17 protein-coding genes are annotated in these 21,715 nt (G+C 64.3%); 8 read left to right on the top strand and 9 right to left on the bottom strand.

Annotated elements, in window-relative coordinates; genetic code table 11:
* Positions 1-128: 128 nt before the first annotated feature.
* Both ACJRW5_RS00160 and hslO read right to left on the bottom strand, forming a co-directional pair.
* Positions 129-1,670 (bottom strand): phosphoenolpyruvate carboxykinase, encoded by a 1,542-nt coding sequence (locus ACJRW5_RS00160; protein ID WP_484568521.1) that lies wholly within the window; start codon positions 1,668-1,670, stop codon positions 129-131.
* Between the two features lie 158 nt (positions 1,671-1,828).
* Positions 1,829-2,716 (bottom strand): Hsp33 family molecular chaperone HslO, encoded by an 888-nt coding sequence (hslO, locus tag ACJRW5_RS00155; RefSeq protein WP_484568520.1) that lies wholly within the window; start codon positions 2,714-2,716, stop codon positions 1,829-1,831.
* Between the two features lie 215 nt (positions 2,717-2,931).
* Between hslO and ACJRW5_RS00150 the strand changes: the two genes are divergently transcribed.
* On the top strand, positions 2,932-3,726 hold the full coding sequence (locus ACJRW5_RS00150) for a phosphatase PAP2 family protein (protein ID WP_484568519.1): 795 nt from the start codon (positions 2,932-2,934) through the stop codon (positions 3,724-3,726).
* A gap of 40 nt (positions 3,727-3,766) precedes the next feature.
* Here the strand turns inward: ACJRW5_RS00150 and ACJRW5_RS00145 are convergent, their stop codons facing one another.
* Entirely contained in the window at positions 3,767-4,195 is a 429-nt protein-coding gene (locus tag ACJRW5_RS00145) for an RNA-binding S4 domain-containing protein (protein WP_484568518.1), read from the bottom strand.
* 115 nt (positions 4,196-4,310) lie between these two features.
* Between ACJRW5_RS00145 and rimB the strand changes: the two genes are divergently transcribed.
* The 3 genes from rimB to ACJRW5_RS00130 are packed head-to-tail and all read left to right on the top strand — an operon-like array spanning position 4,311 to position 6,576.
* A complete protein-coding gene (gene rimB, locus ACJRW5_RS00140; RefSeq protein WP_484568517.1) occupies positions 4,311-4,781 on the top strand; it encodes a retropepsin-like aspartic endopeptidase RimB in 471 nt (156 codons plus the stop codon).
* Positions 4,778-5,683, top strand: coding sequence for a 30S ribosomal protein S6--L-glutamate ligase (gene rimK / locus ACJRW5_RS00135; protein WP_484568516.1), 906 nt, complete (start codon positions 4,778-4,780; stop codon positions 5,681-5,683). The genes rimB and rimK overlap by 4 nt, the downstream gene beginning before the upstream one ends.
* Positions 5,680-6,576 (top strand): S66 peptidase family protein, encoded by an 897-nt coding sequence (locus tag ACJRW5_RS00130; RefSeq protein ID WP_484568515.1) that lies wholly within the window; start codon positions 5,680-5,682, stop codon positions 6,574-6,576. The genes rimK and ACJRW5_RS00130 overlap by 4 nt, the downstream gene beginning before the upstream one ends.
* Here the strand turns inward: ACJRW5_RS00130 and ACJRW5_RS00125 are convergent.
* The 3 genes from ACJRW5_RS00125 to ompR form a co-directional block, all read right to left on the bottom strand.
* Complete coding sequence (locus tag ACJRW5_RS00125; protein ID WP_484568514.1) at positions 6,566-10,333, bottom strand: bifunctional diguanylate cyclase/phosphodiesterase; 3,768 nt, start codon at positions 10,331-10,333, stop codon at positions 6,566-6,568. The genes ACJRW5_RS00130 and ACJRW5_RS00125 overlap by 11 nt on opposite strands.
* A gap of 96 nt (positions 10,334-10,429) precedes the next feature.
* Positions 10,430-11,746, bottom strand: coding sequence for an ATP-binding protein (locus ACJRW5_RS00120; RefSeq protein WP_484568513.1), 1,317 nt, complete (start codon positions 11,744-11,746; stop codon positions 10,430-10,432).
* Between the two features lie 222 nt (positions 11,747-11,968).
* Complete coding sequence (gene ompR / locus ACJRW5_RS00115; protein WP_484568512.1) at positions 11,969-12,703, bottom strand: osmolarity response regulator transcription factor OmpR; 735 nt, start codon at positions 12,701-12,703, stop codon at positions 11,969-11,971.
* Between the two features lie 202 nt (positions 12,704-12,905).
* Between ompR and ACJRW5_RS00110 the strand changes: the two genes are divergently transcribed.
* The 4 genes from ACJRW5_RS00110 (at position 12,906) to rmf (ending at position 17,734) form a co-directional block, all read left to right on the top strand.
* Positions 12,906-15,233 (top strand): Tex family protein, encoded by a 2,328-nt coding sequence (locus ACJRW5_RS00110; RefSeq protein ID WP_484568511.1) that lies wholly within the window; start codon positions 12,906-12,908, stop codon positions 15,231-15,233.
* Entirely contained in the window at positions 15,230-15,616 is a 387-nt protein-coding gene (locus ACJRW5_RS00105; protein ID WP_484568510.1) for a PaaI family thioesterase, read from the top strand. Before ACJRW5_RS00110 ends, ACJRW5_RS00105 begins: the two co-directional genes overlap by 4 nt.
* Before the next feature lie 102 nt (positions 15,617-15,718).
* Positions 15,719-17,299 (top strand): glutamate--cysteine ligase, encoded by a 1,581-nt coding sequence (gene gshA / locus ACJRW5_RS00100; RefSeq protein ID WP_484568509.1) that lies wholly within the window; start codon positions 15,719-15,721, stop codon positions 17,297-17,299.
* Positions 17,300-17,542: 243 nt separating this feature from the next.
* The gene (gene rmf, locus ACJRW5_RS00095) at positions 17,543-17,734 is read left to right on the top strand and encodes a ribosome modulation factor (RefSeq protein ID WP_484568508.1); all 192 of its coding nucleotides are present in this window, start codon (positions 17,543-17,545) and stop codon (positions 17,732-17,734) included.
* 100 nt (positions 17,735-17,834) lie between these two features.
* On the opposite strand, the gene argA is transcribed toward rmf, so the two are convergent.
* From argA to ACJRW5_RS00080, 3 genes are all read right to left on the bottom strand, one after another.
* A complete protein-coding gene (gene argA / locus ACJRW5_RS00090) occupies positions 17,835-19,133 on the bottom strand; it encodes an amino-acid N-acetyltransferase (protein WP_484568507.1) in 1,299 nt (432 codons plus the stop codon).
* Positions 19,134-19,199: 66 nt separating this feature from the next.
* Positions 19,200-20,366 (bottom strand): acetylornithine deacetylase, encoded by a 1,167-nt coding sequence (argE, locus tag ACJRW5_RS00085; RefSeq protein ID WP_484568506.1) that lies wholly within the window; start codon positions 20,364-20,366, stop codon positions 19,200-19,202.
* A gap of 69 nt (positions 20,367-20,435) precedes the next feature.
* Positions 20,436-21,704: an inorganic phosphate transporter gene (locus ACJRW5_RS00080; RefSeq protein WP_484568505.1), complete on the bottom strand. Its 1,269-nt coding sequence runs from the start codon at positions 21,702-21,704 to the stop codon at positions 20,436-20,438.
* Between the last annotated feature and the right edge of the window lie 11 nt (positions 21,705-21,715).

Raw genomic sequence — 21,715 nt, 5'->3', positions numbered from 1 at the left:
TGCGTCATGCGCACCGACAGAATCCCGTGGAGAACCTGTGCGCACGGCGCACCCTACCTCGGACACGCCACCACGCCCATAAATGACAAAGCCGCCCGAAGGCGGCCTTGTCTGAAGCGGGCGCGAGCTTACAGCTGCGGGCCCGCTTCCTTGATCGCTTCACTGACATCGAACTTGGTGAAGTTGTCGATGAACAGTTTGGCCAGGCCCTTGGCGGCTTCGTCGTAGGCATTCTTGTCAGCCCAGGTGTTGCGCGGGTTGAGCAGGTTGGTCTCGACGCCCGGAACCGACTTCGGCACATCCAGGTTGATGATCGGCAGGTGCTCGGTCTCGGCACCGATCAGCGCGCCGCTCTGAATCGCCGCGATCACACCACGAGTGGTGGGGATGTTGAAGCGCTTGCCGACGCCGTAGCCGCCGCCAGTCCAGCCGGTGTTGACCAGATAGACCTTGGAGCCGAAGGCGTTGATGCGCTTGATCAGCAGCTCGGCGTAGACGCCGGCCGGACGCGGGAAGAACGGCGCGCCGAAGCAGGTGGAGAAGGTCGACTTGATGCCGCCGCCCGAACCCATTTCGGTGGAACCGACCAGCGCGGTGTAGCCGGACAGGAAGTGGTAGGCCGCCTGCTCGTTGTTGAGGATCGACACCGGCGGCAGTACGCCGGTCAGGTCGCAGGTGAGGAAGATCACCGCATTCGGCTCGCCGCCGAGGTTTTTCTCGCTGCGCTTCTCGACGTACTCCAGCGGGTAGGCGGCGCGGCTGTTCTGGGTCAGGCTGTCGTCGGCGTAGTCCGGGGTGCGCTGCTCGTCGAGGACGACGTTTTCCAGCACGGTGCCGAACTGGATGGCTTTCCAGATCACCGGCTCGTTCTTCTCGGACAGGTCGATGCACTTGGCGTAGCAGCCGCCTTCGACGTTGAACACCACGCCCTCGCCCCAGCCGTGCTCGTCGTCACCGATCAGGTAACGGCTCTCGTCGGCGGACAGGGTGGTCTTGCCGGTACCGGACAAACCGAAGAACAGGGTGACGTCGCCTTCTTCGCCGATGTTCGCGGCGCAGTGCATCGGCAGCACGTCTTTTTCCGGCAGCAGGAAGTTCTGCACGGAGAACATGGCCTTCTTCATTTCACCGGCGTAACGCATGCCAGCGATCAGCACTTTCTTGGCGGCGAAGTTGATGATCACGCAGCCGTCGGAGTTGGTGCCGTCACGCTCAGGTACGCACTCGAAGTTGGCGACGTTGAGGATCTGCCACTCGGCCTTGGCGCCCGGGTTGTAGGTCTCGGGGTTGATGAACAGCTGACGGCCGAACAGGTTCTGCCAGGCGGTCGCGGTGGTCATCTTGACCGGCAGGTAGTGCGCTTCGGCAGAACCTACGTGAACGTAGGAGACGAAATGCTCCTGGGCGTTATTGAAGGCCTCGACGCGATCCCACAGGGCATCGAACTTGTCGGCCGGAAACGGGCGGTTGATGGCACCCCAGGCGATCTGCGCCTCGGTGCTCGGCTCCTGAACGATGAAGCGGTCAGCCGGCGAGCGGCCAGTGCGATGGCCGGTACGTACGACCAGAGCGCCATTGGCGGCCAGTTCCCCTTCACCACGGCGAATGGCTTCTTCGACCAGTTGCGCGGCGCTGATGTCGGTGTAAACGGCGTTGTTGGCTTGCGTCATGTGGGTCCCCGTCGGCCGCTGGGCCGAGTCTTCCGAACGTTGTGTAGTCCATGGGCAACTGAACTACACGGTAAAAAAGTCGCGGGAGTATGCCAGAAAAGCGAACTGCTTGGCAGCTCCCGGTCCGATAGAGAACTTCTATAAGATGGAAAAGTTCATCAATGCCGGGTCTGTGACGGCGCCTCGCTACCGGCACCGGCGAACAGCTGGGCAATATCCGCAGCATCGAACAGATAGCGCTCGTTGCAGAACTGGCAATCGATCTCGATCTGCCCGCCCTGCTCGGCCAGCAGCAGCTCGGCATCGGCCTGCCCGAGGCTGACCAGGGCACTGGCGGAACGCTCGCGCGAGCAGTTGCAGCGGAACTGCAACGGCTGCTCGTCGAACAGGCGCACGTTGTCTTCGTGGTAAAGACGGTGCAGCAGCGTCGGATTGTCCAGGCCCAACAGCTCTTCAGCGGTCAGGGTATCGGCCAGGGTCAGCACATGGTTCCAGCTCTCGGCACGCTCCTCGGGCTCGGTCTGGTGATGCACCGGCAACTGTTGCAGCAGCAGACCGCGAGCGCGCTGGCCATCGGCCTTGAGCCAGAAACGCGTCGGCAGTTGTTCGGAGCTGGCGAAGTAGTTGCTCAGGCACTCGGCCAGGTCGACGCCGTCGAGATCGACGATGCCCTGATAGCGCTGCCCCTTGGTCGGATCGATGGTGATCGCCAGCATACCGTTGGGCATCAGGCTGCGCAGGTCGGCGTCGGCACCGATCTGCTCGGCTTCGTAGCGGGCAATACCGCGCAGATCACGTGCACTGGAGCACTCGACCATAAGCAGCGAAAGAGGGCCTTCCGAGCGTGCCTGCAGCACCAGCAAGCCGTCGAACTTGAGGGTGCCGACCAACAACGCGGCGGCGGCCATCATCTCGCCGAGCAACTGCGCCACCGGCTGCGGATAGGCATGCTTGGCCAGCACATGGGCGTAACTCTCGCGCAGCGCGACCATCTCACCACGCACGTCGGTGTCGTCGAACAGGAAACGTTGGCTGAAGTCGTTCATAGCGGCTGGCTCAGGGTCTGCAAAAAAGGCTGGCGATTTTATGCACAAATGCCAGCACAACCAAGGACAAAGAGCCGAGCGTCACATTTACCAGGCGGCCATTAAGGTCTGAACCCGACCTGAACCGAGCATCGAGTCACATTGCATGTTGCCCATAAGGGTCTACCATGCGCGCGCTCGGGTAGTGCTGTCATATTTCTGCAAAGGGACTTCTCATGTCGACCGTCTTTCTCAATACACAGTGGCGCATCAAGCCTCTGCTGGCCTGCCATGTCGTCAGCCTGGTACTGCTCGCCAGCTGGCTGTGGCTGCCGACACGCCAACTGTGGGATGCGTTCGACCTGTGGCTGTTCCATCTGCTCAACGACCCGGTGCATGCCGGCGGCCTGTGGGCGCACATCTGGGCCATCGGCAGCATGCGCCCGGTCGATGCCGGCGTCGGCGTGGTGATGCTGGCGGTGATGCTCAAGGCCGGGCTGGTATTCGAGGGCCCGCAGGTACGCCGTGCACTCTACGCCTTCCTGGTGATGCTGATCGTGATGCTGCTGATCCGCGTGCTGTTTTCCGACCTCGTCGAGGACATGGGCTGGCAACGCCAGAGCGCCTCGCTGGCCGTCGAAGGCAGTGCCCGCCTGACCGAGATGTTCCCGGCCTGGGAAGAGCGCTGGGACCTGAAGGACAGCGCCAGCCGCAGCTTCCCGGGCGACCACGCCTCGGTGCTGATGATCTGGGCCTTCTTCCTCAGTTTCTTCGCCCGCGGCTGGCGCCTGGCGCTGGTCTGGGCCATCGCCGTGATCGGCATCCTGCCGCGCCTGGTCGCCGGCGCGCACTGGGGCTCGGATGCCTTCGTCGGCGGCGTGCTGCTGAGCCTGACCGGCATGGCCTGGGGCTGCTACACGCCGCTGGGCTATCGCGCCAGCGAGTGGCTGGAGAAAATCACCCTGCCGATCACCTCGCGCCTGGCCAAGCTGCCGTTGCTGGGCCAGCTGAGCATCGTCAGCGGGCGCTGATCGAGGTGGCCTGCATGCAAGATTGCATGCGGGCTGCGCACTAGTCCTCGTCCGCCCAGGGGTGGCGCAAGCCGCCACCCTGCTGCTCGTTGAACTGCTGAATCTGCCGCCTCTGCTTCTTGCTCGGCCGACCATCGGTCTGCACGCCTACGGCGCCGGCCTTGCGCATCGCCGCCGCCTGCTCGCGGCGGGCGATGCTCTCGTCGGTTTCGCGGTAGAGTAACTGCGCCTCGGGCGCGCCACGGCGCACCGTGGAAAGCGCCAGCACCTGCACCGTGCGCTCGTCGAACCCCGTGCGCAGCACAAACTCGTCACCCACCTTGGGTTCCTTGCCCGGTTTGCAGCGCTCGCCGCGGTGATGCACCTTGCCACCTTCTATTGCGGCCTTGGCCAGGGCGCGGGTCTTGTAAAAGCGGGCAGCCCACAGCCATTTGTCCAGGCGGACCTTGTCGTCGTCTTTTTCGCTCATCTCACTCTCTGAAGGGATTTCACATTCGCCAATGCGCGGCAGATGCAGTTGTCACACCACACAACTAGAATGCGCGGAATCATAGGCGCTGTCGCCTCAGGGGAATACCACTGCCTTGAAGACTTTCGACCAGCTAAGCGTGATCGGCCTACGCGAGTGGATCAATCTGCCCGAACTCGGCATCGTCGGTTTGCGCGCCAAGATCGATACCGGCGCCAGCACCTCGAGCCTGCACGCCAGCGATATCCAGCCCTTTCAGCGCGACGGCGAGGACTGGGTGCGCTTCACCGCCTACCTCGGCACCCAGGTACAGCGCCGCCATCGCTGCGAGGCGCAACTGGTCTCGGTCAAACGCATCAAGAGTTCCAACGGTCAGGCACAGAGCCGTTACGTCATTCGTACTCAGCTGGCCCTGGGCGATCTGCTGTGGCCAGTGGAGTTCACCCTGGCCTGCCGCAAGACCATGCGCTATCGCGTACTGCTCGGTTCCAAGGCGCTGATCACCGGCCAACTGGTGGTCAACCCTGCACTCAGCTACGTGCAGGACAAACCCTCACTTTCCTCGTCCCTTCCAGGTGCCCAATGAAGATCGCCGTGCTGTCGCGTAACCCGCGTCTGTATTCCACCCGCCGTCTGGTGGAGGCCGGCCAGCAGCGTGGCCACGAAATGGTGGTGATCGATACCCTGCGCGCCTACATGAACATCGCCAGCCACAAGCCGCAGATTCACTACCGCGGCCAGGCGCTGGAAGGCTTCGATGCGGTGATCCCGCGGATCGGCGCCTCGGTGACCTTCTATGGCTGCGCGGTGCTGCGCCAGTTCGAGATGATGGGCGTCTACCCGCTCAACGAGTCGGTGGCCATCAGCCGCTCTCGGGACAAGCTGCGTGCTCTGCAATTGCTGTCGCGCAAGGGCATCGGCCTGCCGGTGACCGGCTTCGCCCACTCGCCGGACGATATCCCCGACCTGATCCAGATGGTCGGCGGCGCCCCACTGGTGATCAAGGTGCTGGAAGGCACCCAGGGCATGGGCGTGGTCCTGGCCGAGACGCACAAGGCTGCCGAGTCGGTGATCGAGGCCTTCCTCGGCCTCAAGCAGGACATCATGGTGCAGGAATACATCCAGGAGGCGGGCGGTGCCGACATCCGCTGCTTCGTGGTCGGCGACAAGGTGATCGCGGCGATGAAGCGCCAGGCCAAGGCCGGCGAGTTCCGCTCCAACCTGCACCGTGGCGGCAGCGCGAGCCTGATCAAGATCACCCCGGAAGAACGCATGACCGCCGTGCGCGCCGCGCGGGTGATGGGCCTGAACGTCGCCGGGGTGGATATCCTGCGCTCCAACCACGGCCCGCTGGTGATGGAGGTGAACTCCTCGCCAGGCCTGGAAGGCATCGAGACCACCACCAGCAAGGATGTGGCCGGCATGATCATCCAGTACCTGGAAAAGAACGCCGAACCCGGCCAGACCCGCACCAAGGGGCGTGGATGAACCCGGTGTTCGCCGGCCGCCTGGCGCTGATCGCCCCGGCAGCAGCTATTGCCGAAGACGTACTCGAAGCGACCCTGGCGCAGCTCGAGGTGCTTGGCGTGCGTTATCACCTGGGCCGACACGTGCGTGCTCGTCACCGCTATCTGGCCGGCACGCCGGAGCAGCGCCTGGAGGACCTGCACCAGGCCTTCAGCCTGCCCGATATCGATGCCGTCTGGTGCCTGCGTGGCGGCTACGGCTGCGCGCAGCTGGTAACCGATATCGACTGGGCCTTGCTGCAACAGGCCAGCCCGCGCCCGCTGATCGGCTTCTCCGATCTGTCGATCCTGCTCGACGCCTTACGCCAGCACGGCCTGCCAGCGATTCATGGCCCGGTGGCCAGCGCACTCGGACACCAGGTGCTCGCGGCGCCCAACGGCCAGCGCGAGCGCCTGGCGTCGATGCAGGCACTCTGGGATCTGCTCAATGGAAAGATCCGCCAGTTGCCTGTACGCCATATCAGCGGCCCCACGCACCGTATCGAAGGGCAGTTGCAGGGCGGCAATCTCACTGCGCTGGCCAGTGCCTGCGGCACAGCGGCACAGCTGCAACTGGCGGACGACGCGATCCTGATTCTGGAAGATGTCGGCGAACCCTACTACCGCCTGGAGCGCAGTCTCTGGCAATTGCTACAGAGCTTTGCCGGCAAGCGGCCCCGCGCGGTTTGCCTCGGCGGTTTCACCGACTGCCCGAGGCGCGGTGTCCATCACAGCCTGGAGCAGATCTTCAGCGATTACCTGGCACCGCTGGGTATCCCGCTCTATGGCGAGTTGCCCAGTGGCCATGGCGACAGCAACTTTGCCTGGCCCTGCGGACAGCAGGCGCGCCTGAGCGGCACCCACCTCAGTTGGTAAGCCGGCTCTGCATCCACGCCAGGAACTCGGCCTCGGCCATGGGCCGGCCGAACAGATAACCCTGGCCCAGGGTGCACTCTTGCTCACGCAGCAGCGCCAGCTGGCTGTCGCGCTCGATGCCCTCGGCCACGCATTCCAGCCCCAGGTTACGCGCGATCATCAGGATGGTCTGCACCAGCATGCGCCCGCTGGTATCGCTATCGAGGTCGGCGACGAAACTGCGGTCGATCTTCAGACGATCCAGCGGCAGGCGCTTGAGGTAGGTCAGCGACGAGTAGCCAGTGCCGAAATCATCGATGGCGAAGCGCACACCCTGCTGCTTGAGCCGCTGCATGTTGCCGATGCAGCGCTCGACGTCCTCGACCAGCACACCCTCGGTGATTTCCAGCTCCAGCGCCTGCGCCGGCACGCCGTGGCGCCGCAGGCACTCTTCGACACGCTCGACGCATTCAACCTGACGTAGCTCGCGCGGACTGAGATTGACCGCCAGCACCAGCTGCGGCCACTGCGCCTGCCAGCGTGCCAGGGCCGCGCAGGCCTGCTCCAGCACCCACTCGCCGATTTCCTGGATCAGCCCGGTTTCTTCGGCAAGAGGAATGAACTGATCCGGCCCGATCTCGCCCCGCTCGGGGTGCAGCCAGCGCAGCAACACCTCGGCACCGGCGACGGAGTCGTCGGCCAGCAGCAACTGCGGCTGGAATACCAGCTGCAACTGCTGACGAGCGAGCGCCTGCCGCAGCTCGCTCTGCAGCTGCAGGCGTTGGTCGATGGCCGCCTGCATCTCCGGTGCGAAGAAATGCAGGGCATTGCGTCCGGCATGCTTGGCCCGGTACATCGCCGTGTCGGCCTGTTTGAGAATATCCGCAGCATGCTGCAAGCCCATCGGGTGCAGGGCGATACCGATACTGGCGCTGATGGCCAGCTCATGCCCGTCGATCAGACAGCTGCCCTGCAGGCAGCGCAGCAGCTTTTCACCGACCGCCGCGGCATGTTCACCAACTGCCTTGGGCTCCTGGCCCAACGCCTCGAGCAGCACGACGAACTCGTCGCCGCCAAGACGCGCCAGGGTGTCCTCGGTACGCAGCTCGGCCGCCAGACGGGTGGTGACCTCACGCAACAGCGCGTCGCCGACCAGATGACCCAGGCTGTCATTGACGGTCTTGAAATGGTCAAGATCGATGAACAGCAAGGCGCCCATACTGCCCTCGCGATTCTCGCGATCCATGGCGTGCTGCAGCCGGTCGAGCAACAGGCGACGATTGGGCAGGCCGGTCAGCTCGTCGCTGTAGGCCAGACGCTCGATCTCGCGCTGGTAGCGCTGCCGTTCAGAGATATCGGTGACGCTGGCACGGATCAGCAACGCCTCGCCAGGCATGCGCACCAGGCGTACCTCACAGGGCAACTGGCGGCCAGCACTATCACGGTGAGTCCACTCGAATACCGGTGCCTCGCCAGCGATAGCCTGGCGCAGGAATTCCTTGCCGGAGCGCGAAGACAAGCGCCCATCGGCCTGGCGCGCCGGGCTGATGTCCTGAATCGACTTGCCGAGCAGGCCGTCGCGACGATGGCGGAACAAGCGCAGCGCATTCTCGTTGCATTCGACGATGCCGCCCTCCGGGCTGAACAACAGGATGGCCTCGGGCGCATGCTCGACTAAGGTGCGATAACGCGCTTCGGCCTCGCGCCGGGCACTGATGTCCTCGACCAGCAACAGGAACAATGTCTGCCTGACGCCTGCGCCACGAACGGCGCGCAGGCTGACCCGAGTGAATACCTCCTGACCGTCAGCACGTAGGAAGCGCTTGTCCATCTCGAAACCGTCACTCTCGCCCTGCAACACAGGCTCCAGCTTGGCCTGCTCGGTGGCGAGATCCTCGGCATGCGACAACTGCTCCCAGCGACAGGCCAGCAGCTCCTCGCGACTGCGCCCCAGGATGCTGCAGAGCTTCTGATTGACCTCCTCCCAACCGAAGCTCTGTGTCGTCAGGGCCATACCGATCAGCGGCGCCTCGAAGAACAGACGCAGGCGCTCGTCACGTTCACGCAGCTGCGATTCGGTACGCTTACGTTCACTGATGTCCTGCACCACGCCATAGATACGCATCAGGCTGCCATCGCCATCACGCTCGGTCATACCGCGCAAGCGGATCAGGCGCCCGCCCAGATGACTGACCAGACGCACCTCGATATCCAGATCATCCAGACCGTTGAGCGCCGCCTGTAGCGTCTGCATGATCAGCGCCTGGCTGGGCGTGTCGTAATAGGCCAGCGTCTGCTGCAGATCGGGTTGCCCCTGCTGAATATCGCGATTGACGATGCGATAACAGCCATCGCTCCAGAACATGCTGTAATCGCTGACTTCCAGCACCCAGCCACCGAGACTGGCAATGTCTTCGATCTGGCTGAACAGGTGACTCTGGCGCAGCAACTGCGTGCGCTGCTGCTCGACCTTGGCAGCCAGTTCGACACGCTCGGTGACATCGTGCTGCAGGCCGACGAAGTGGCTGATGCCCCGATCGTCGCGCATCGGCGCCAGCACCACTTCGTTCCAGAATGGCCGCCCATCCTTGCGATAGTTGCGTACTACCGCATGGCCACTGCGACCTTCACGCAGGGCACTACGCAGCGGTTGCGCGGCGCTCTGGCCAGGCTCGGTCCCAAGCAGGAAGCGGCAATTTCGGCCCAGTACCTCCTGGGCGCTGTAACCGGTTATCTGACTGAAGGCTTCGTTGCAATAAACCAGTGGCAGATCATCCTGACGCGCATCGGCAATGGTCACGCCCAGAGGGCTGGCATCCATCGCCAGGTTGGCGCGCGCCAGTTGTTGCTGCATCTGCGCGCTGCGGGCCAGTGACTGGCGCAAATCGCCGAGCGCGCGCCCGACCAGCAGCGTTGAGCCCATCAGCAACAGCGCCGTGAACTGCAACTGCAGCCGTTGCAGATCCAGCTCGGTAAAGCTGGAGCTACTGTGTAGCAGCGCAACCGGCAGGGTCGCAGCGAACACCAGCAGCACGCCATACAGGGCTCCGGCAAAGGCATGTCGCAGCGCCAATACCAGCATGCTGAGGCCCAACAGCGGTAAGGCGAGCTGGGCCGGCAGGCTCATACTGAGTGCCAACAGCGCCAGGAAAATCACGATCGCCAATAACCAACCAGGCAGAGAGCGGCTGATGAGCAACGCTGGCGCACTGGTCACGGAGCGCTCTGTCAACCAACCGCGAGCGCGCAGCAGAGGGCTGACAAATGCCAGCAGCGGAGTGGCCAAGGCGATCAGGTTGATGCTGTCGCTCAACCACAGTGCCAGGCTGGCCTGGGCCCAATGCTCACCCAGCTGATAACCGGTCAGCCACAGGTTGGTCTGCAAACCGAGCCCCAGCAGGGTCGCCGGCATCAACACGCCAAAGGCGAGAAACCGCAGCAAGTCGCCCAGGCGCCCCAGGGCTGGATCGAAGGTTCGCCGTTGCAGCAACCACCAGCCCAGGGCAACGGCCGCCGTTTCCGGCAGGGCGTAGAGCGCTGCCCACTGCCATGGCAGCCCCCATAGCGGCACGCTCAAAAAGGCGTTCAGGTAGAGCGCCGGCAAGACTCGCGGCCCCCACCAGAGACACAGCAGCAGACCGAGCACCAGAGGCAGATAGCACAGCGCCACACCGTCACTCAGACGAGTCGACAGGGATATCCAGGTTCCCAGATGGAAAATCGGCAGCGGCAGCCACCAGGTCCATTTGGGCAAGCGGTCAGGGAGGACAGCGGGCATGCAAGCCTCGAATCGATGCGCTGGCACAGCATAGCCAAGGCGCCAGAGCGCTTGGCAGCATATCGCCAGCACCCTAACACCGCACAGATCGCTCGGCTAGACCGCGTCGCGAGGCAGCAACAGACCAAGCGGCAGGCGCACTCGCGCCTCGAGACCACCGCCACTGCGGTTGCGTAGTTCGACACTGCCGCCATGCAGCGCCGCAATGCGCTTGACGATGGCCAGGCCGAGACCGGTTCCACGCCCGCCACGGGCACGGTCACCGCGGATGAAGGGGTTGAAGATGCTGTCCAGTTCGGTCGGGTCGATGCCGTTGCCCCGGTCCAACACGCTGAGCACCACGTAGGGCGCATTGTGGTCACCGGCCAAACTGGCAACCACTTCCACGGCATCGCCGCCGCCATGATTGAGGGCGTTTTCCACCAGGTTGGTGAGCAGCCGCTTGATCGATACCCGGCGCAGCGGGAAGGGCGGGATAGACTCCAGGCACAGGCGCACACGCTCACTGCCCTGGTTGTAGGGAGCCAGGGTTTCGCGCACCAACTCTGGGAAGTTCGCCTCCTCCACCGGCTCGTCGCGGCCGTCGCGGATAAAGGCGAGGAACTGATCGAGAATGGCGTCCATGTCCTCGATATCGCGCACCATGTCCTCGGCCAGTTCGGAATCGTTTTCCATGAATTCCAGTGCCAGGCGCAGGCGCGTCAGCGGGGTGCGCAGGTCATGGGAAACACCTGCCAGCATCAGCTCGCGCTCACGCCCGGCCTGCTCGACATCCTCGGCCATCTGGTTGAACGCGCGATAAACCTCGGTCATCTCGCTCGGCGTGTCACTGATCGGCAAGCGCACGCTACGTCCCTGCCCCAGCTGGCGGGCCGCATAGACCAGACGCTTGAGCGGGGCGCTGAGCTGACGTACGAAGATCCAGGCAGCGGCGGTGGACAGCAGACCGATGCCAAGGAACCAGCCCAGTACGCTCCAGATCCGCTGGCCGCGCAGCGGGTGCGGGTACATGGGAACACGTACCCAACCATCACCCAGACTCGGTGCCCGCACCCACAGCGCCGGTGGCGTGGTGGCGCGCACGCGCGTTTCGGTATCCGGGCCGAGCTCGGTCTGCATCTGCCGCTGGAAGATCTCGCTGTACGGCCAGTGCTGCTCGCTGGCCGGTACCTTGTCGCGCGGAATGCGCTTGAGCCCGGCGGCCTGAGCGATATGGTCGCGGTCGTCCGGATTGGCGGCCCAGTAAGCCCGCAGGGTCAGCGCCGCGCCGTGACTGTACTGGCGATCGACCAGCACATCCTCGTTCATCATCAGGTAAACCAGCGTCAGCGCCTTGGAGAACAGCACGACCACCAGCACCAGCCAGAGGGTGCGAGCGAAGAAGCTTTGCGGGAACCAGAGCGGGGTTTTCATGGGGGAGTTGAAGATCCGTGCAGCCCCGCAAAAAAGGGGATTAATTGTTGTGCAGTACAGTGCTTGATGGTTCCCACACTCTGCGTGGGAACCCAACGGCATGGTGCTCTGCGCCATCGCCCGCCCCCTGGACGCCGAGCGCCCGGGATGGGTATAGCTGCGCTCAGCCCATCCTACGTGGCGGTGCTTTGTGGGAGCGGCTTTAGCCGCGAATGGGCACGCTTACTTGTTGCCGTCCGGCACGAACACGTAACCCACGCCCCAGACGGTCTGGATATAGCGCGGTTTCGATGGGTCCGGCTCGATCAGGCGGCGCAGACGCGAAATCTGCACGTCGATGGAACGCTCCAGCGCATCCCACTCGCGACCACGCGCCAGGTTCATCAGTTTGTCGCGGGTCAGCGGCTCGCGCGCATGCTGTACCAGCGCCTTGAGCACAGCGAACTCACCGGTGGTGAGCATGTGCACTTCCTCACCCTTTCTCAGCTCGCGGGTGGCCAGCGACAACTCATAGTCACCGAAGCTGACGCTCTCATCCTCGGAACCTGGCGCGCCTGGTACCACAGGCGCCTGACGGCGCAACACCGCCTTGATCCGCGCCAACAGTTCGCGCGGGTTGAAGGGCTTGGCCAGATAATCGTCGGCGCCCAGTTCCAGGCCCTGGATACGGCTGGACTCGTCACCCTTGGCGGTGAGCATGATGATCGGAATCTGGTTGTTCGACTCACGCAGGCGGCGGCAGGCGGAAAGCCCGTCCTCGCCCGGCAGCATCAGGTCGAGCACCACCAGGTTGAACAGTTCGCGGGCCAGCAGACGGTCCATCTGCTCGACGTTTTCCACGGCGCGTACCCGGTAGCCCTGCTCATCGAAAAAGCGCTCGAGCAGTCGGCGCAGACGGGCGTCGTCATCGACGATGAGGATCTTCTCGCCTTCAGTGGCGGGGGCGGACTGGGTCATGGCGTCTCCTAGTACAGCCGTACGATGGACGGCGAGTGGCGGCATTATCGCTCAGGCGCCTACGTGGGCGCTCTAGCCATTGTTAGCAGATTTTTCCCCGAACGGTTCTCAGCGACGGTGGATGCGGTGTTTATAATGCGCCGCTTTCGTAGTCGGCCGCTCTAATGCGGCCGCCCTGTCGTACCAGCGTGGGTAGCTTTATATGGACAGCATCAACAAGCGCATCGCCGAAGAACTGGGCGTGCGCCCGCAACAGGTCGAAGCCGCCGTGGGCCTGCTCGATGAAGGCTCTACCGTGCCCTTCATCGCCCGTTACCGCAAGGAAGTCACCGGTAGCCTCGACGACACCCAACTGCGCCATCTTGAAGAGCGCCTGCGCTACCTGCGCGAGCTGGACGAGCGTCGCGGCGCGATCCTCGCCAGCATCGAAGAGCAGGGCAAGCTGACCCCGGAGCTCAAGCGCGAGATCGACCTGGCCGACACCAAGACCCGCCTCGAAGACCTCTACCTGCCATACAAGCAGAAGCGCCGCACCAAGGGCCAGATCGCCCTGGAAGCCGGCCTCGGCGAGCTGGCCGACGCGCTGTTCAACGACCCGAACCTGACGCCCGAGCAGGAAGCCGAGCGCTTTATCGACGCCGAAAAAGGCTTCGCCGATAGCAAGGCCGTGCTCGAAGGCGCCAAGTACATCCTCATGGAGCGCTTCGCCGAAGACGCCAGCCTGCTCGACAAGCTGCGCAGCTTCCTCAAGGACAACGCCACCCTCAGCGCCCGCCTGGTGCCAGGCAAGGAAAGCGAAGGGGCCAAGTTCAGCGACTACTTCGAGCACGATGAAGCGCTCAAGGGCGTGCCGTCGCACCGTGCGCTGGCGATCTTCCGCGGGCGTAACGAAGGCGTGCTCAGCTCCAGCCTGAAAGTCGGCGAAGAGCTGCCGGGCACCCTGCACCCGTGCGAGCTGATGATCGGCGAGCGCTTCGGCCTGGAAAACAAGGGCCGCGCCGCCGACAAGTGGCTGGCCGAGGTGGTGCGCTGGACCTGGAAGGTCAAGCTGTACAACCACCTGGAAACCGACCTGCTCGGCGAACTGCGCGAGAAGGCCGAGGACGAGGCGATCAGCGTGTTCGCCCGTAACCTGCACGACCTGCTGCTGGCCGCCCCGGCCGGCCCGCGCGCCACCCTGGCGCTGGACCCGGGCCTGCGTACCGGCTGCAAGGTGGCGGTGGTCGATGCCACCGGCAAGGTGCTGGAAACCGCCACCGTTTACCCGCACGCGCCGCGCAATGACTGGGACGGCACCCTGGCGATCCTCGCCAAACTGTGCGCCAAGCATGGCGTCGACCTGATCTCCATCGGCAACGGCACCGCCAGCCGCGAGACCGACAAGCTGGCCGCCGAACTGATCAAGAAGGTGCCGGGCCTGAAGCTGACCAAGGTGATGGTCTCCGAGGCCGGCGCCTCGGTGTACTCGGCCTCGGAACTGGCCGCGCGCGAATTCCCCGATCTCGACGTGTCGTTGCGTGGCGCGGTGAGCATCGCCCGCCGCCTGCAGGACCCGCTGGCCGAGCTGGTGAAGATCGACCCGAAATCCATCGGCGTCGGCCAGTACCAGCACGACGTGTCGCAGCTGAAGCTGGCGCGCTCGCTGGATGCGGTGGTCGAGGACTGCGTGAACGCCGTCGGCGTGGATGTGAACACCGCTTCCGCCGCCCTGCTGGCGCGCATCTCCGGGCTCAACGCGACACTGGCGCAGAACATCGTGCAGTACCGCGACGCCAACGGCGCCTTCGCCTCGCGCGCGGCACTGAAGAAGGTGCCGCGCCTCGGCGAGAAGACCTTCGAACAAGCTGCCGGCTTCCTCCGTGTGATGAACGGCGACAACCCGCTGGACGCCTCGGCGGTGCACCCGGAAACCTACCCGCTGGTGCAGCGCATCGCCGCCGATACCTCGCGTGACATCCGCTCGCTGATCGGCGACTCGGGCTTCCTCAAGCGCCTGGATCCGGCCAAGTTCACCGACGAGCGCTTCGGCCTGGTCACCGTCGGCGACATCCTCAAGGAACTGGACAAACCCGGCCGCGACCCGCGCCCGGAGTTCAAGACCGCCGAGTTCCAGGAAGGCGTGGAAACGCTGAACGACCTCAAGCTGGGCATGGTGCTCGAAGGCGTGGTGACCAACGTCACCAACTTCGGTGCTTTCGTCGACATCGGCGTGCACCAGGACGGCCTGGTACACATCAGCGCGCTGTCGGAGAAGTTCATCAAAGACCCGCACGAGGCGGTCAAGGCCGGCGACGTGGTCAAGGTCAAGGTGATGGAAGTGGACATCCCACGTAACCGTATCGCCCTGTCCATGCGCATGGGCGATACCCCCGGCGAGAAGATCGAAGGCAACCGCGGCGGCCAACGTGGCGGTGGCAACCGGGGCGGCAACACCCCGCGCAGCGAACGCTACTCCAGCCAGGACAAGCCGGCGCCGGCCACTGGCGGCATGGCCGCGCTGTTCGCCAACGCCAAGCAGCTGAAGAAATGAGCGGCGCAGAAGAAGTCGGTTCGAGCAGCGCCTTCTCACGCCTGCTCGGCCTGGAGATCCTGCAAGCCGGTGGCGGTGAGGCGCGCGTGCGCCTGACCCTCACCGAGGAGCTGCGTAACCTGCATGGCAAGCTGCATGGCGGCGCGCTGTTCTCGCTGATCGACACCGCCATGGGCCAGGCCAGCCACAGCCTGGGCGATGGCGGGCCGAGCAGCGTGACCCTGGAGTGCAAGATCAACTACATCCGTCCGGTGTCCGAAGGCAGCGTGCTGTGCCATGCCAAGGTGCTGCACGCCGGCCGCCGCACCCAGGTGGTGGAGGCCGAAGTGCTGCAGGGCGACAAGCTGGTCGCCAAGGCACAAGGCACCTTCGCCTGCGTGTAATAGCCCGGGCTCGATCTCGTCTAACGTGAGAGCATCGTCGCCCCTTGCAGAGTGCAGGGGCGATCCCCATATTGTGGCGACTGCCCAGTTAGGAATTGCATCTTGAGCGACCTTCTCTCACGCCGCCTGGCCCAGCTCGGCGAGCCGGCCAACCTGTCCCTGCTGGGTGAATGCCTGCATGGTATCGAGCGCGAATGCCTGCGCGTCGACCGCGATGGCCAACTGGCTCTGACCCCGCACCCGCAAGCGCTGGGTTCAGCGCTGACCCATGCGCAGATCACCACCGACTACTCCGAATCGCTGCTAGAGTTCATCACCGGCACGGCGACCGACCCGGCGCAGACGCTGGGCGAACTGGAGAACATCCACCGCTTCGCCTGTGACAAGCTCGGCGACGAGCTGCTGTGGAGCCCGTCGATGCCCTGCGCCCTGCCGGACGAGGAAACCATTCCCATCGCCCGTTACGGCAGCTCCAACATCGGTCGCCTGAAGTACGTCTATCGCAAAGGCCTGGCCCTGCGTTACGGCAAGACCATGCAGTGCATCGCCGGCATTCACTACAACTTCTCGCTGCCCGAACGTCTGTGGCAGCTGCAACAGCAGAGCGAAGGCGACACGCTGAGCGCACGCGACTACCAGTCGGCGCGCTATATCGCGCTGATCCGCAACTTCCGCCGCTACAGCTGGTTGCTGATGTACCTGTTCGGCGCCTCACCGGCACTGGACAAGGGCTTCATGCGCGGTCGTCCGCACCAGTTGCAGGAGCTGGACACCAGCACCCTGTACCTGCCCTACGCCACCAGCCTGCGCATGAGCGATCTGGGCTACCAGAGCAGCGCGCAGTCGGGCCTGACGCCCTGCTACAACGACCTGGCTAGCTACACCGACAGCCTGCGCCTGGCGGTCGGCACGCCCTATCCGGCCTATGTCGAAGCCGGCACCAAACGTGACGGCGAGTGGCTGCAGCTCAATACCAACATCCTGCAGATCGAGAACGAGTACTACTCGAGCATCCGCCCGAAGCGCGTCACTCACAGCGGCGAGCGGCCGATCCAGGCCCTGACCAGCCGCGGCGTGCAGTACGTCGAAGTGCGCTGCCTGGACATCAACCCCTTCCTGCCGCTGGGTATCGACTTGGCGCAGGCACGCTTCATCGATGCCTTCCTCTTGTTCTGTGCGCTGGAAGACAGCCCACAGCTGGAGAATGGCGAGTGCAGCAACTGCACCAACAACTTCCTCAAGGTGGTCAAGGAAGGGCGTCGTCCCGGCCTGCATCTGCAGAAGGGCAGCCAGCAGGTGGAGCTCAAGGTCTGGGCCAGCGAATTGCTCGAGCGCATCCTGCCACTGAGCGAGCTGCTCGACCGCAGTCAGGGCGGCAAGGCCCACATCGAAGCCCTGGCCCAGCAGCAGGCCAAGGTTGCCGATGTCGAGATGACGCCATCGGCTCAGGTACTGGCCATTCTGAGTCAGGGCAAGAGCTTCACCGAGTTCGCCCTGCAACAGAGCCTGCAGCACGCCGAATACTTCCGCGCCCAGCCTCTCAGCGCCGAGCTGCAAGCAGGCCTCGAGCAGGCAGCGCAGCGCTCCCTGGCCGAACAGGCTGAACTGGAAGCACAACCCGGCGGCGACTTCGACGCCTTCGTCGCGGCCTATCAGGCGAGCATCCTGGCTTTGGCCGTGTAACAGGCCGTTGAAAAACCACCTACGGTTTGCAACGGCCTGGTAGGGTGCGCCGTGCGCACCGCATATATCCCGGGTCGCCTTGGTGCGCGCGGCGCACCCTCCCCCTGCCAATGGCCGAGCCGATATTCGTCGACTGCGTCACAAAGCCAACCAGCGGAGTAAAAGCCGGGATGGGCGGCCACACCCGAGGCCGCCTGGCCAGCTAGCATTGCCGGGTATAAGGACGAAAGACGAGCAGCGCCCATGGCCGACGAAGCCACGCCGCAATGGAGCCTGGAAAGCCTGACCAAGGCCTACCAGCAAGGCTATATGACCGGCCTTACCGGCCAGAGCAGAAGCCGCCAGCCCTACCCTGACGAAATTCCCGCGGCCGCCTGGGAGGCAGGCTGGGATGACGGCCATGAACAGATGCGCCTGCAGCAGCACAGCGCCTGACGTTCGCGACGCCGCACATGCCGTGGGAGGGGCTTTAGCCGCGAAACAGCCCGATCGTCGAGCCAGGTGGCGGCTAAAGCCCCTCCCACAAACCACGCCTCTACAACGCCTTCTCGAATACCTTGGAATTACGCTGGTAGTTATACAGCGATGCCCTGGCGGTCGGCATACGCTCGACGCTGCTCGGCTGAAAACCGCGCTCGCGGAACCAGTGGGCGGTGCGAGTGGTGAGCACGAACAGGGTCTTGATCCCCTGCGCCCGCGCCCTGGCCTCGATACGCTCGAGCAGCTCGTCGCCACGGCCGCCATGGCGATACTCGGGGTTAACCGCCAGGCAGGCCAGCTCGCCACAGTCGGAATCGGCAATCGGGTACAGCGCCGCGCAGGCAATGATCAGCCCTTCGCGCTCGACGATGCTGAATTGCTCGATCTCGCGCTCCAGCACCTCGCGTGAGCGGCGCACCAGAATGCCCTGTTCCTCCAGCGGGCTGATCAGCTCGATCAGGCCACCAACATCCTCGATGCTCGCCTCGCGCAGGGATTCGAACTGCTCCTGGGCCACCAGGGTGCCGTTCCCAGCACGAGTGAACAGCTCACTGAGCAGGGCACCATCGGTGGCATAACTGACGATGTGGCTGCGCTTTACGCCGCCACGGCAGGCCTGGGCAGCGGCATCGAGCAGTTCGCCCTGGTAGTTGCCTCCCAGGCGCGCCAGGTGTGTGGGAACCTGTTGCGGACGCAGTTCGCGCACCAACCTGCCCGACTCGTCGAGCAAGCCGTCCTCGGCGCCGAACAGCAGCAGCTTGTCCGCAGCCAGGTCGATGGCGGCGCGAGTGGCGACATCCTCACAGGCCAGGTTGAAGATTTCCCCGGTAGGCGAATAGCCCAGTGGCGACAGCAGCACGATGCTGCGCTCGTCGAGCTGACGGTTGATGCCCTTGCGATCGATGCGGCGCACTTCGCCGGTGTGGTGATAGTCGATGCCGTCGACCACACCGATTGGCCGCGCCGTAACGAAGTTGCCGCTGGTCAGGCGCAAACGCGCGCCCTGCATCGGTGAGGCGGCCATATCCATCGACAGGCGCGCCTCGATGGCGATGCGCAACTGGCCTACTGCGTCGATCACGCATTCCAGGGTCGGCGAATCGGTAATACGCAGATCGCGGTGATAGTGCGGGGTCAGGCCGCGAGCGGTCAGGCGCGTCTCGATCTGCGGACGCGAGCCGTGCACCAGCACCAGACGCACGCCGAGGCTGTGCAGCAGCACCAAGTCGTGGACGATGTTGGCGAAGTTCGGGTGGGCGACGCCCTCACCCGGCAGCATGACCACGAAGGTGCAGTCACGGTGAGCATTGATATAGGGCGAAGCGTGGCGTAGCCAGTTGACGTAGTCGTGCATGAATAATCCGTTAGCGTCGAGACGTAGGGCGGAAATCGACCGCCATGTTCGGTTCGAGAGGTCCTCTCATCGTCGCTGCACGTCTTCACTCCGGGTCAGGCAGTAATGTTGGATCAGCTGGCGCAGCAGCGTCACGGTAGGTTCGATACGAGAGAGCTCCAGGTGTTCCCCTGGCTGATGCGCGCAGTCGATATCACCAGGGCCGAGCACCAGCGTCTCGCAGCCAAGGCGTTGAAGATAAGACGCCTCGGTGGCAAATGCCACCGCTTGCGCCGTATGCCCGGTCAAACGCTCGGCCACCCGCACCAGCTCGGCATCCGCGCTCTGTTCGAAGGGCGGCACGACAGGGAATAGCGGTGCATAGTCGATCCGCACCTGATGCTTGAGCGCCAGCGGTTGCAGCTTGCCGCGAATCGCTTCGCGCAGCACATCCGGGTCCATCCCCGGCAACGGGCGCAGATCGAACTCCAGCGCACACTGTCCACAGATGCGGTTGGGGTTGTCGCCGCCGTGAATGCAGCCCAGGTTGAGCGTCGGTTGCGGCACGCTGAACTGCGGGTTGTTGAACTCGCGCTGCCACTGCGCGCGCAGGCCACGCAGTTCACCCATCACGTCCTGCATCGCCTCCAGCGCACTGTGGCCAAGCGACGGGTCGGAAGAGTGACCGCTCTGCCCGAGGATGTCGATGCGCTCCATCATTATCCCCTTGTGCAGGCGGATGGGCTTCAAGCCGGTCGGCTCACCGATCACCGCTGCCCGCCCCAACGGACGGCCAGCATCGGCCAGCGCGCGAGCGCCGGCCATGGAGCTTTCTTCGTCACAGGTAGCGAGAATCAGCAGCGGCTGCTGGAAAGTCTGATCGAGCAGCGGACGCAGCGCCTCGATGGCCAGGGCGAAAAAGCCCTTCATGTCGCAACTGCCGAGGCCGACCCAACGGTCGCCGACTTCGGTCAGCTTGAGTGGATCGCTCTGCCACAGCGCAGCATCGAACGGCACGGTGTCGCTGTGCCCGGCCAGCACCAGGCCGCCAGGGCCGCTGCCGTAACTGGCGAGCAGGTTGAATTTGCCGGGGGCGACCTGCTGGGTCTCACAGCTGAAGCCAAGATCGCTCAGCCAGGCGGCGAGCAGGTCGATCACGGGCGCGTTGGTCTGGTCCCAGTTGGGCTGGGTACAGCTCACCGAGGGCGCTGCAATCAACGCGGCGAACTGCTCTTGAAAGGACGGCAAGGGCATCGGCGCTCTCCTGAGGCAATGCCCCCATCATAGGGGCATCGCCTTGTCGGTGGAACCGCCCTTACCGAATCAGACGCCGCCGAACAGCCCGCGCAGGATGAAGAAGAAGAAGATCGACAGCGCAGCGCCGACCGGCAGGGTGATCAGCCAGGACATGAAGATCTTGCCGATCACGCCCAGGTTCAGCGCGCCGATACCGCGGGCGATGCCCACCCCAAGCACGGCACCGACCAAGGTGTGCGTGGTGGAAACCGGCAGGCCGATGGCCGAGGCGCCGACCACGGTGGTCGCGGTCGCCAGTTCGGCAGCAAAGCCGCGGCTGGGAGTCAGCTCGGTGATTTCCTTGCCGATGGTGGCGATCACCTTGTAGCCATAGGTGGCCAGACCGACGACGATGCCGACCGCACCCAGCAGCAGTACCCAGGCCGGCAATGCGGCCTTGGCACCGACCATCTCGCCACCGCTCTGGATCACCCCGACGATGGCCGCCAGCGGGCCGACGGCGTTGGCCACATCGTTGGAACCGTGGGCGAAAGCCATGGAACAGGCGGTGAAGATCATCAGGACAGCGAAGACCTTCTCGACGCTGGCGAAGTGGAAGCTCTTGTCGGCCTCCACGTCCACCTTGATGCGGCTGAGCAGAGCGATGCCGATCAGCATCACCACGACGCCGATGCCCACGGCGAGCATGAAGCCTTCGAAGGCGGAGAGGTGCAGGCCGATATGTTTGAGGCCCTTGGTCAGGGTCATCACCGAAACCATGAAACCGGTCAGGAACATATAGATCGGCACGAAACGCTTGGCGTTGGCGAAGGGACTGTCGGTATCGATGATCAGCTTCTGCACGCTCATGAACACGCCAAAGGCGACCACGCCGGACAGCACCGGCGAGACGACCCAGCTGGCGACGATCGGCCCGACGCCGCCCCAGTGCACGGCATCGACCGAGACACCGACAGCGGCGAAACCGATCACCGCACCGACGATGGAGTGCGTAGTGGAAACCGGCCAGCCCTTGGTCGAGGCGACCAATAGCCAGGTGCCCGCCGCCAGCAGCGCGGACATCATCCCCAGCACCATCAGGTTGGGGCTGATCAGGCTGGCATCGACGATGCCGCTCTTGATCGTCTCGGTCACCTGCCCGCCGGCCAGGTAGGCGCCGGCGAACTCGAAAACCATGGCGATGATGATCGCCTGCTTGATGGTCAGCGCGCGCGAGCCGACCGAAGTACCCATTGCATTGGCGACGTCATTGGCGCCGACGCCCCAGGCCATGAAAAAACCGAAAAGGCAGGCAAGTACGAGCAGAACCAGCCCGTAGTCCGCAATCAGAGACATAATGAATTATC

The organism is Pseudomonas pichavaramensis (genome assembly GCF_050473265.1).
Taxonomy (GTDB): domain Bacteria; phylum Pseudomonadota; class Gammaproteobacteria; order Pseudomonadales; family Pseudomonadaceae; genus Aquipseudomonas.
Note: the sequence above shows the minus strand (reverse complement) of the source record. Positions and strands in the feature narration are given on the sequence as shown.